Annotated in this window: 13 protein-coding genes and 4 pseudogenes; 5 read left to right on the plus strand and 12 right to left on the minus strand. The window is 54.0% G+C overall.

All coding sequences use genetic code 11. The features are described 5' to 3' along the window. Positions 1–2: 2 nt before the first annotated feature. On the plus strand, positions 3–236 hold the full coding sequence (locus JWR17_RS23510; RefSeq protein WP_299835357.1) for a DUF1652 domain-containing protein: 234 nt from the start codon (positions 3–5) through the stop codon (positions 234–236). Positions 237–276: 40 nt separating this feature from the next. Here the strand turns inward: JWR17_RS23510 and JWR17_RS23515 are convergent. The 5 genes and pseudogenes from JWR17_RS23515 to JWR17_RS23535 all read right to left on the minus strand — a co-directional run. Beyond that, positions 277–537: pseudogene (locus JWR17_RS23515) on the minus strand (transposase domain-containing protein); the annotation flags it as partial. A 104-nt stretch (positions 538–641) separates the two neighbouring features. Continuing rightward, positions 642–1,913: a group II intron reverse transcriptase/maturase gene (locus JWR17_RS23520; protein ID WP_299835359.1), complete on the minus strand. Its 1,272-nt coding sequence runs from the start codon at positions 1,911–1,913 to the stop codon at positions 642–644. Positions 1,914–1,924: 11 nt separating this feature from the next. Next, positions 1,925–2,302, minus strand: coding sequence for a reverse transcriptase N-terminal domain-containing protein (locus tag JWR17_RS23525; protein ID WP_299835361.1), 378 nt, complete (start codon positions 2,300–2,302; stop codon positions 1,925–1,927). A 578-nt stretch (positions 2,303–2,880) separates the two neighbouring features. Further along, positions 2,881–3,063 (minus strand): annotated as a pseudogene (locus JWR17_RS23530) (transposase); the annotation flags it as partial. 366 nt (positions 3,064–3,429) lie between these two features. Further along, positions 3,430–3,891: a helix-turn-helix domain-containing protein gene (locus JWR17_RS23535; protein ID WP_299835363.1), complete on the minus strand. Its 462-nt coding sequence runs from the start codon at positions 3,889–3,891 to the stop codon at positions 3,430–3,432. A 278-nt stretch (positions 3,892–4,169) separates the two neighbouring features. On the opposite strand from JWR17_RS23535, the gene JWR17_RS23540 reads away from it, so the two are divergent. After that, a complete protein-coding gene (locus JWR17_RS23540; RefSeq protein WP_299835365.1) occupies positions 4,170–4,790 on the plus strand; it encodes a tyrosine-type recombinase/integrase in 621 nt (206 codons plus the stop codon). A gap of 98 nt (positions 4,791–4,888) precedes the next feature. Here JWR17_RS23540 and chrA read toward each other — a convergent pair whose 3' ends face one another. The 6 genes and pseudogenes from chrA to JWR17_RS23570 form a co-directional block, all read right to left on the minus strand. Further along, the gene (gene chrA, locus JWR17_RS23545) at positions 4,889–6,247 is read right to left on the minus strand and encodes a chromate efflux transporter (protein WP_299835366.1); all 1,359 of its coding nucleotides are present in this window, start codon (positions 6,245–6,247) and stop codon (positions 4,889–4,891) included. After that, positions 6,240–6,377 (minus strand): annotated as a pseudogene (locus tag JWR17_RS23550) (chromate resistance protein ChrB domain-containing protein); the annotation flags it as partial. The pseudogene JWR17_RS23550 and the gene chrA, both read right to left, overlap by 8 nt. Further along, positions 6,374–6,532: pseudogene (locus tag JWR17_RS23555) on the minus strand (DUF1289 domain-containing protein); the annotation flags it as partial. The pseudogenes JWR17_RS23550 and JWR17_RS23555, both read right to left, overlap by 4 nt. Positions 6,533–6,534: 2 nt before the next feature. Further along, positions 6,535–6,906, minus strand: coding sequence for a hypothetical protein (locus JWR17_RS23560; RefSeq protein WP_299835368.1), 372 nt, complete (start codon positions 6,904–6,906; stop codon positions 6,535–6,537). A gap of 98 nt (positions 6,907–7,004) precedes the next feature. Continuing rightward, entirely contained in the window at positions 7,005–7,919 is a 915-nt protein-coding gene (gene dmeF, locus JWR17_RS23565; protein WP_299835370.1) for a CDF family Co(II)/Ni(II) efflux transporter DmeF, read from the minus strand. Positions 7,920–7,944: 25 nt separating this feature from the next. Then, complete coding sequence (locus JWR17_RS23570) at positions 7,945–8,220, minus strand: metal/formaldehyde-sensitive transcriptional repressor (protein WP_299835372.1); 276 nt, start codon at positions 8,218–8,220, stop codon at positions 7,945–7,947. An 89-nt stretch (positions 8,221–8,309) separates the two neighbouring features. On the opposite strand from JWR17_RS23570, the gene JWR17_RS23575 reads away from it, so the two are divergent. The 3 genes from JWR17_RS23575 (at position 8,310) to JWR17_RS23585 (ending at position 9,691) form a co-directional block, all read left to right on the plus strand. Beyond that, the gene (locus tag JWR17_RS23575; RefSeq protein ID WP_299835379.1) at positions 8,310–8,471 is read left to right on the plus strand and encodes a hypothetical protein; all 162 of its coding nucleotides are present in this window, start codon (positions 8,310–8,312) and stop codon (positions 8,469–8,471) included. A 115-nt stretch (positions 8,472–8,586) separates the two neighbouring features. After that, positions 8,587–9,330, plus strand: a complete 744-nt coding sequence (locus JWR17_RS23580; protein WP_299835374.1) for an SPOR domain-containing protein — start codon at positions 8,587–8,589, stop codon at positions 9,328–9,330. 70 nt (positions 9,331–9,400) lie between these two features. Continuing rightward, entirely contained in the window at positions 9,401–9,691 is a 291-nt protein-coding gene (locus JWR17_RS23585) for a DUF6388 family protein (RefSeq protein ID WP_299835376.1), read from the plus strand. A 104-nt stretch (positions 9,692–9,795) separates the two neighbouring features. On the opposite strand, the gene JWR17_RS23590 is transcribed toward JWR17_RS23585, so the two are convergent. Beyond that, positions 9,796–10,072 (minus strand): helix-turn-helix transcriptional regulator (locus JWR17_RS23590; RefSeq protein WP_299835378.1); only part of this gene is annotated, 277 nt, incomplete at its 5' end.

Here is a 10,072-nt window from a genome sequence, read left to right on the forward strand (position 1 = left end):
TCATTGAGTCTAGTTTTCTGCCGCTGTCCTGTAAGTGTGACGCAAACAGTGATGGATCTTTAATGACTCAAATTTTCGATAAAGCTACCGGTCGCGTCGACCTGTTGGTTGGGGGGGTATCAACGGCTCGCCTTTGCAGCAGCCGCGAGATAGTAAGACTCGTAACCGAACTGCGGGCCGAACTTGAGTTTGTCCAGAAGGATAAGACTGGCGGTGTTGTCAAGCATGCGGTTTGATACCCTCAGCAAGACGTAGGCAAAACCCCGACGGTTGGCCCTACAGAGGTGTGAGAGTCTGCCCAACGAACTTTTGGTAGCTAAGCGGCCGCCATTTGTGTGGCAGCAACTCAGTAATCTCGCTCGCTCGTTGCGTCGGCAGGCGCGTAAGGACATCCTTCAAATAGGCGTACGGATCGTGCCCGTTGAGTCGCGCCGACTGGATCAAACTCATGATCGCCGCCGCTCGTTTTCCGCTGCGTAACGAGCCTGCAAACAACCAGTTCGAGCGTCCAAGTGCCCATGGCCGGATTTGGTTGTCGGGTAGTCAGACGCGGTTGCCCGCGTCCAACCCCCTAAGAACCGTGCATGCGAGTTTCCCAGCACACGGCTCAAGCCTCTGCTAAGGCGCTATTGGGCACCCGGTTATACATCGTCGACATTGGCAAATTGCACATCCCTTGGGCACCGCAGGTGGAAGATCTCAAGATTGGCGGACGCATCCGTCCCTCCGTGACTCAGCTTCACAACATGGCGGCTATGCCATGGTGTGTCTTTGGTGACCGGTTTAAGGCATGCGCAGCAGCGGCCGCCTTGCTGTAGCCACGCCCGATACAGCTTGGCTCGACCCTTTGGGGAGATAAGCATTCTTTTGCCCCATCGGGATTCGAAGTACTCATCCCATTCAGGGTCGTGAGGGTTGGCAGAAGCCTTGATCTTGATATGTCGCACAATTGGCGTGTCCGAGGCGTCCAATAACGTGTACTGACGCTTCCGACCATCGGCGGATTTTTCAGCACATGAGAATACCCATCGACGCGCCCCTTGTACTTTGAAATACCGATCCTTCAACCATCGGCGTGTCTTGCGAGGGTGGCGACGTACCGCCCATCGCCAGAGCATTTCCCACACTGCGCTGTCCACCTGGTTGAAGACCTTCTTGGCGACGACATGACCGTGATAGTTCGCCCAGCCCCGTAGAACCGGGTTGAGCAAACCTATCAAGTTAGCCTGCCGTATCGTTTTGTTGGTCTTGATCAACTCTCGCAGCTTGGCAAGTAAAGCCCCGATGTTCGCCTTGGACGGCTTGATCAGGAGCTTGCCGTTGTACTTGCGCAGGTTCCAGCCGAGGAAGTCGAACCCGTCCCCTATGTGCGTTATTTTGGTTTTTTCCGGAGAGAGGAGTAGTCCACGCTCTGCCAGAAATTCAACCACGGCGGGCCTGACTTCATTTTCCAGCCACTCTTTCGAACAGCCAGTGATGATGAAGTCGTCTGCATAACGCACCATCTGCATTTTTCGGGCTGTCCACTTTGCGTTGGGAAACCTCTTTGCCAGCATCGCTTCCAACCCGTCCAGCGTCATGTTCGCCAACACCGGGGATATGATGCCTCCCTGCGGGGTTCCTGCGTGGCTGGGGAATAGCTGATTTTGGTAGACATAACCGGCTTGGAGCCATTTCTGCAAAATCGCCTTATCCATGAGGATGTTGGCGATCAGCCAGTCATGGCTGATATTGTCGAAGCAGCCTTGAATGTCGCCCTCTAACACCCACTCCGCGTTTGCTTTTCGTGACAGCAAACCAAAGCACTGCGCGGCGGCATCCGCAGTTGAGCGTTCCGGCCTGAATCCATAAGAGTTCGGGTCGGCGGTGGTCTCCGCTATCGGTTCCAGAGCCAGCAAATGAAGCGCCTGCATGGCCCGGCATTTCATCGCAGGAATTCGAGAGGTCTAGTCTTACCGTTTTTCTTCGGAATGAGGACTCTCCGAAGCGGAAGCGGCGAGTAGCCTCGCCGCTTCAACGACTCTATCGCAACGATCTTGGCCCTAGGCGTATTCCAAGTGACCTTGTCCACACCGGGAGTATTTTTGCCTTTGTTTTCAGACACACGTTTCACGGCTAAAGCTTTGCCGCTAAACGAGTGAGTCAGCAGCCATTGCAAGGCTCTCGCCTTGTTATGCCTGCCGTCTTGTACAGCCTTCACAATACGCGCTTGCAGCCCTTTGACACGTCGTTGTACGGCGATCCAATCGATGCCGTCCCACGACGTGCCGGAAGGTGCACACGCCAATGCTGCTGCGTTCATTTGCTCTCCTTCCGTTGAAAGGGTTCTACCTACTCTCGTGTGAAGAGAGACCATTAGGACGTCTGCCCGCTTTCGCGTGAAGTGATGTTTCAACCTCTATCCAACCCATTACAGGATGGCGTTCGCTTTTTCCTCGTTCCTTCGCCCGCACCGCCATGGGCAGTTTTTACAAACGGCTTTCCCTGACGGGAGCGATACGGGATTTCCACGTTCCGCCTACTGAAGTGCGTCGGGTTAGGTGCCTGCTATCGACCGGGAGGCATGTGGGTCACGAGTGCGTAGTCGAAAGACGCAATTCCCACCTCCATTACCATTTTGGTTCGAGCGTGTAAGCCATTTCCGCTAGCTCAACTTAACGATCGTTGCGCAGATTCACATGCGTTCACCATACCGACTATCTAGCCCTTGTCCGGCTATGGCTGCCAGAAGGGTACGCCTCTCACGATTGGTACCCCGCACCTTGCGGTGCCTCGTTCCATTGTCGAATGGCGCTCTTGATTCAGCCTTCTAGATTCACCCGGTGACACGGGTGGTTCCCGCTGGGGGGAACAACTTCATTAAGCGACTTCGTGTCGCACCTCGACCAGATTGTTGTCGATGGGCACAGCCCCATCGTCCAAGTAGCGCGTCAGCGCTACCCAGCGTTTAAGGCAGTAATTTAAGGCTTTGGCCGTCGCTGATCCATTGGGCACCAGATCCCGCTGGGTCAACATCCAGACATGCAGCGTTTTGATTATCGGTGCTGCCTTTTCCTGGCGTATTGCCGGACGCTTACAACGTACTGTCCGGGATTAGTTGACCACTACAGTGCCCACGCTGAGCCCGAAAATGAAATGGCAGACCTCATTTTCCGTGTAATGCACGCAGGCTGGGGGAGCTTTGATCCTACGGAATAAAAACTGTCGCATCTAGCCCAGCAAACACAGGGGCTAGCCGGCGGGGAAAGCAGAAATAAAAACTGTCGCCCCCAATTTCCCAAGGGTTTAGCGGATGGCCTAGCAAATAAAAACTGTCGCGAACACCTAACCTACCGATTTTAAACATTTCTTAAAGCCTAGAAATGATCTTGTCCGCTGACAAAGAGAGGGGCGGTAGTCCGGTTTGGTATCGACGCGCACCGCAAGTGCTTAACCCATTCCTAATTCCTGGGCTTGTGCAGCTAGCTCATCCACGGCATCAAGGCTCGCTTTATCACGCTGTTCCTTATAAATCATCAGGTCAGCAAGCTTGAGCCTACGATGCCGGCCAGTTTTGGTGTGTGGTAACGCACCTTGATCCAGCAACTTTACCAGATGAGGCCGCGATACGTTGAGCATGTCCGCACCCTCCTGAGTCGTCAGCTCGGCATGAATGGGAACGACCTTGACGGCATTTCCCAGCGCAAGTTCGCTTAGAATTTCAACGAGTAAACGGAGGGCAAGCGTAGGTAGCTCAACGACTTCGCGCTGTTGCGTTTCGTAAGCCAACTCAATGCGCTGGGTCTCAAGTTTTGTCGTGAGAAATGCGGCTAGCTGGCGACTTGACTCCACAGCCGCAGCGATTTCTTTCTCATCAGGAAGAACGGTGCGAGTGAGGTCGGTGGTGCTCATGATTATCTCCAATAACTGTGATTCAACTGTATTGGTGGCTACTGCTAAGCCCCCACTGCTAACCTTTTATTCGAAATAAACGAAAAGCACAACAACCGAAATGGCTGAGTGGCAAAGGCAAATCCAGTACAAGGCCTGAATGTGCTCGCTATCGAGTTCGACTTTCGACCGCAGACGCCTCAGACGGCCGTTTATTTGAGCGACAGCTAAGGGTCGGATAGAGACCTCCACTCATTGTCTAATCCACCCTTGTCCTCCCTCAACATGGAGGACGAGCCATGAACATTATTACTACAAACAGCCATCAGCCTTGGAACAAGGGAAAGCTTGTCGGGCAGAAAGCCCCGCTTCGAGTCAGAGATATCTGGGCCATTCGGGTCAGACTCCAGCTTGCGGAGAAGACACGGGATCTGGCGCTATTCAACTTGGCTATCGACAGCAAACTGCGTGCCTGTGACTTAACCAAGCTGCAAGTCCGGGATATAGCCCATGGAGAGGATGTGTCGTCACGGGCCATCGTGATGCAGCAGAAAACTCAGCACCCAGTGCAATTTGAAATCACTGAGCAAACACGAACGGTTCTGGAGGCTTGGATGCATCAGGCCCGCCTTCGTGCTGAGGACTTCTTGTTTCCGACCCGGCTGCACGACTCAGACCATCTCTCCACCAGACAATACGCTCGAATAGTCAAAGCGTGGGTGCCCGCCATTGGCCTTGACCCAATTATGTACGGTACTCACACGCTACGTAGAACCAAGGTATCGTTGATTTATCGCAGGACGAAGAACCTGAGAGCGGTCCAACTCCTGCTTGGTCGTACGAAGCTTGAAAGCACCGTCAGATACCTGGGAATCGAGGCCGATGATGCTCTGGAAATGGCGGAACAGACGGAAGTATGACCATCCATAGTGATGGTCGATGCTAGATCGTCTGGTTCAGTAGGCTGGGTGATTTGGCGAGCCCGGCCCGCCAAAGATTGCTCATCAACTCGTGCTTTCTAGCGAAGCAGATGCACTGCCAGCCCGACGAGCGCGCAGGCCATCAGCACTTGGATAACGCCCCGCTTGAAGCGGAACAAGGCAATCGCCGCCGCTATCGCGATCAGCACGGATGGCCATTCCAGGCTGCCGCTGAAGCCCTTCGGCCAAAGCACGTGATAGCCGAAGAAACACGCCAGATTGAGGATCACCCCGACCACCGCCGCTGTAATAGCGGTAAGCGGTGCAGTGAATTTAAGTTCGTTGTGGGTCGACTCCACCAGCGGGCCGCCTGCAAGAATGAACAGGAAAGAGGGCAGGAAGGTGAACCATGTCACCAGAGAGGCAGCGACAGCCCCAGCCAGAAATACATGATCAGCCCCGAACAGTTGCGAGACATAGGCCCCGACAAAGCCGACGAAAGCCACAACCATGATCAACGGCCCTGGTGTGGTTTCTCCCAGCGCCAGCCCGTCGATCATCTGTGTCGGGGTTAACCACCCGTAATGACCGACTGCACCTTGGTAGACATACGGCAGCACAGCGTAAGCCCCGCCAAAGGTCAGCAATGCCGCTTTGGTGAAGAACCAGCCCATTTGGGTCAAGGTGCCGTCCCAACCAAAGAGGACGGTCAAAATCCCCATCGGCAATGCCCATAACACTGCACCGACAAGTGCCAGCATTGCCAGCTTCAGCCAGCTAAAGCGTGCATGTTCGGGGGATGGGGTGTCGTCATCGATCAAGGCCGGGCCGAAGGATTTTTTGGCAGCGCTATGGCCGCCTGTTCTGAACTTCTCAGGCGCCAGGCGCCCCCCGATATAGCCGATTAACGCTGCCCCCAATACGATCAGCGGGAACGGAACATTGAACGCGAATATTGCGGCAAATGAAGCCGCCGCTATCGCCCATAGCCAATTATTCTTCAATGCCCGAGAGCCGATACGATGTGCTGCTTGCAACACGATGGCCGTCACGGCGGGCTTGATTCCATAGAAGATGCCGGCCACCACGGGGACTTCGCCGAATGCGATGTACATCCACGACAACGCAATCAGGATAAACAGCGAGGGCAACACAAACAGCACCCCGGCGATCACACCTCCCCAGGTTCGATGCATCAGCCAGCCGATGTAGGTGGCTAACTGCTGAGCCTCAGGCCCAGGCAGCAACATGCAGTAGTTGAGGGCATGTAGAAAGCGCCTCTCGGAAATCCAGCGTCGCCGTTCGACCAACTCCTGGTGCATGATCGAAATCTGTCCCGCTGGCCCACCGAAGCTAATGAAACCGAGCTTCAGCCAGAACCAGAACGCCTCACGTAAGCTGATCGCTTCCGGCCTCGACAGATCCTCTTCAACTGCGGATGCCAATACCTTACTCATTGGGTTGTTCCTCTTTCACGAACCCGGCGAGCAGGCCATCGAAGATGGTACTTGCAGCTGCCAGCAGATGGTCGTCATCGGTAATGGTTTCACGTAGTCCTGCCAGCACCCGTTCGATACCAGCAGCTTCACACGTACATTCGCCCTTTGCACAGCGGCCATTTTTTCAGGCCGCTTCATGCGTTTCCACTTCCTGATGTCTTCCTTGCTGCGCCCGCAACTCACACACAGATCGCCACTCAACTGGCAAACCGAAATGCATGGATTTTCAATCTCTTTAGCCATCGTCAATAACCCTTGGTTAAGCGAGATTGCGCAAGGCGCTTGTGCCAATCACCACCATGAATACATTGGCACTCCTCCTCTGAGTCGAACCGGACAGTTTGATCAGAAGTCCTTACATCGATGTTTGCTTCGATCAGCGCCATAGCTGTCAGCTCAAAAATCCGCACTTTCGTACTGGCTTGGGCGACTTTTTTGTCGGCTAAGGTTTCAAACACCCAAGTCACCTTCAGGGTTTCAGCAAGTGCGTCTAAGTCAGCTGTGTGGGTGAGCCAGATGAAGCCTTTGATTTCACCTTTTGCTGTCTCGCATGCGTCGGTAAGCGTTGTAATTAAAAGGCGCTCAATCCGCGCAAGTTCACGTTTGCCTACGGGCATAGCGGGCTCCTTTGGAGATGAAAAAAAGCGAGGCACTCTGCACCGTGTGTAGGGAGACAGTAGCCAAGGGACTCAATGAGAGCCCTTTGCCCTAGAAATCAGGCGAGTCGAAACTCGACAGTCAGATGGCTGACTTCGTGAACAGGTTTGAGACGTTCACGAATGCAATCGGCGTTCGCAGTAGCTTCGCCAACGACGCTGACAATAGCCGCATGCGCTTCTGGCCCAACCCGCCAGACGTGCAGGTCGGTGATAGTTGCATCGCCGGGCTTCTCAACCAGCTCCCGGATTTCCTCTGCGACGTGCTCATCCGTTTGATCCAGCAGCACACCTGAGGTGACACTCATCAAGCTCCATGCCCAACGCGCGATCACAATGGCGCCCACGATCCCCATCGCAGGATCCAACCATACCCATCCAAGGTATCGACCCGCGAGCAATGCCATGATGGCCAGCACGGAGGTCAGAGCATCCGCGATGACATGGACGTAAGCTGATTTCAAGTTGTTATCGTGTCCATGATGCCCGTGGTCATGATGATCATGATCGTGCCCATGACTGTGGCCATGGCCCAGCAGAAGTGCGCTAACGATGTTGACGATCAAACCGACAATCGCAATCAGCGTAGCGGTGCCAAATTGAACCTCTGTTGGCTGCAAGAGGCGCATGACTGACTCCACGCCGATTGCCAGTGACACCATGCCGAGAATGAGCGCCGAAGCGAATCCACCCAAGTCCCCAACCTTTCCCGTACCAAAGCTGTAACGCTTGCTGGAGGCGTGGCGCTTCGCATATGCGTAAGCCAACGCCGCGATACCCAAAGCGCCGGCATGAGTCGCCATGTGAAAGCCATCGGCAAGTAGCGCCATCGAGCCAGTGATATAGCCGGCGGTGATTTCGCCAACCATCATCACCACCGTAAGCGCCACGACCCAGAGGGTGCGTTTGGCATTTTCTTCGTGCGCAGACCCAAGGAACACGTGGTCGTGCGCGTGATTGATGCTGGTGCTCATGAACCTGTACCTGTACCTGTTGACGTCACTTGGAATAACGGCGGATGGCTTCAAGAAGCTCTTCCACACCTTTGTTGCGTTCCTCTTCGCTGAGCGCAGGGTTCGCTACATGTTCTCGGGCGTGATCCTCAATGATTTCCTCCATCAAGCCGTTGATAGCTCCACGTGTGGCCGCTACCAGGTGCAATGTTTTGGCGCAATCGAGATCGGACTCCAGCGCACGCTCAACGGCCTGGATTTGCCCGGCGATGCGTTTAACGCGTTTGAGAAGATCGTCTTTGTTGGACGCAATATGACCCATGGGATACCCCTCTTACCTATGCAAGTTGCATGATAGGCATACCCCCTATACCTATACAAGATTGTTCGGCGGAGAAGGTTGCCGAAGGCGTGGAAACTGCTTCTCAGGTGGATTTCCTGAAGGGCAGTCGCTGCGACATTTTTCAGGGGCATTACTTTGCCAAACCGATGCTCTGTGCAGAAATCGAAGCTTTCCTGAGCCATCCCGCTTCCACATCCCTGACCGGCAATTCTGTCTGGTCCAAGCCCTGAAAATCAGACGCTAAGGCAAATTTTCAGACCCCAGTGCAGAACTCCATCTCCCCAGGCAAGGCGCTCCCTGCGCCTTTCTCACACACTCGGCTCTAACGCTTTTGGAGATGGTGCCGTGCGAAAGCTGGGTTTGGGCTTGCTGGTAACTGGGGTTTTTGGACAACTATCAGCCCTACTATGGATCTACACGTCCACAGGACCAATTTGTCAAAATAACGTCGACAATTCATACAACCAACAAAAAGTGACAAAGTTCGAACAACCACTCGATGACACCGCTAATAAAGTTGCGACAGAGCTCAGTACAAAACATTCCGACGGGCTCGCGCACCGTGAGAAAAACGAATCCCGCATACCCGACTCAACGGTGACTGACGCCGTACAGTTTTTGATCGAAAAGCCAGACGAAACACCAGTACTTATGCTGCCTTCATTGCCCACACAGGCACACAAATGGACAATTATTCTCAGCGGCCTGATTGCTTTTACCGGCCTGCTCTTGGCACTCTTTACCCGCAAAAAAACCATTGATCCGCAATGGCATGTCTTTCGCACCGTACCAGGCTCGCTAATCACGCTAGAACGCCCGTGCTTGACGTGCGGCGGCTACATTGTCCAAGCTAAAAAAGAAGCTTCAACCACGCCTTCATCCGGCCTATGGGTTGTCGAAATTGCATTGGACACACCCAGCCGCCATCGCGCACTAAAAGCCATTCAGCAGATGGAGTTGCCGGTAGCGCGTAAAGAAAACAACTTTGTCGTCATCGGCCCGTATAAACAAAAGCAGGACGCGGCTCGAGTCGTGAAAGAGCTGAGTGAAAGTCATGGCGTTCGAGGATGGATGATGGCAGGAAATTGACATAGTCCGATTGAGCGCTGGGCCGACCTCGAACAACCAGCTACTTACTGTATGCCACAAGAGAGCATTCATGATCGCAAAAGAACTTAGAGGCGAACTCGCCCTGAAGAAATTCCTGGACGCCAACTTATGGATCCAACTTGAACTCAGTGAGCTGAACTACAGCCTCGCTGAAAACTGCGGGCTCTCGCCAGAAGAATATCGCCTTAAATTTCTGAAAGAAGCATTTGAAGCAGAAGCGGACGCTCACGACTGCGATGGCTGGGACTTCATCCTGCAGTGGGTAGCCGAAACTAAAGAAGAACTTGAGTTGATGCGCGAAGAACGCATGAAAGAGATTTATGACTGTCTGGACAATTAATAGACTCTGCAAATTTCGTAGTCCATAAAAGTCGCCAGTTTCAAGATGGAAGACTCACTTCATCGGCGGGAGTATTACCCCAATACCCCCGTCCTCCTCTCGGTTCAGACCGTCGCATAACAATACACGACACGCCGATACTGGCTGGGTGAAGCTCCGTTGTGCTGACGGAAAAACCGTGTGAAATGACCTTGCTCGGAGAACCCGAGGTTCTCCGACAACAGGCCCAACGTTCCACTGCTCTCACGCTCAAACCAGGCAAAAGCCCGGCGCATGCGCGCGTCGTTAAGCAGCAGGGTCGGCGTCATGCCGGTATCTTTCTTGAACAGCGCAAAGAAGTGCGCCCGCGACAGACCACAAGCCCGCGCGGCGTTGTCGATC

This window comes from Pseudomonas sp. (assembly GCF_028293835.1).
Lineage (GTDB): Bacteria > Pseudomonadota > Gammaproteobacteria > Pseudomonadales > Pseudomonadaceae > Aquipseudomonas.

Coding starts and splice junctions, on each gene's coding strand:
- JWR17_RS23570 (WP_299835372.1), bottom strand. CDS start 8,220: ATGGGTCATATTGCGTCCAACAAAGACGATCTTCTCAAACGCGTTAAA.
- JWR17_RS23585 (WP_299835376.1), top strand. CDS start 9,401: ATGATCGCAAAAGAACTTAGAGGCGAACTCGCCCTGAAGAAATTCCTG.
- chrA (WP_299835366.1), bottom strand. CDS start 6,247: ATGAGTAAGGTATTGGCATCCGCAGTTGAAGAGGATCTGTCGAGGCCG.
- JWR17_RS23535 (WP_299835363.1), bottom strand. CDS start 3,891: ATGAGCACCACCGACCTCACTCGCACCGTTCTTCCTGATGAGAAAGAA.
- JWR17_RS23540 (WP_299835365.1), top strand. CDS start 4,170: ATGAACATTATTACTACAAACAGCCATCAGCCTTGGAACAAGGGAAAG.
- dmeF (WP_299835370.1), bottom strand. CDS start 7,919: ATGAGCACCAGCATCAATCACGCGCACGACCACGTGTTCCTTGGGTCT.
- JWR17_RS23525 (WP_299835361.1), bottom strand. CDS start 2,302: ATGAACGCAGCAGCATTGGCGTGTGCACCTTCCGGCACGTCGTGGGAC.
- JWR17_RS23560 (WP_299835368.1), bottom strand. CDS start 6,906: ATGCCCGTAGGCAAACGTGAACTTGCGCGGATTGAGCGCCTTTTAATT.
- JWR17_RS23520 (WP_299835359.1), bottom strand. CDS start 1,913: ATGCAGGCGCTTCATTTGCTGGCTCTGGAACCGATAGCGGAGACCACC.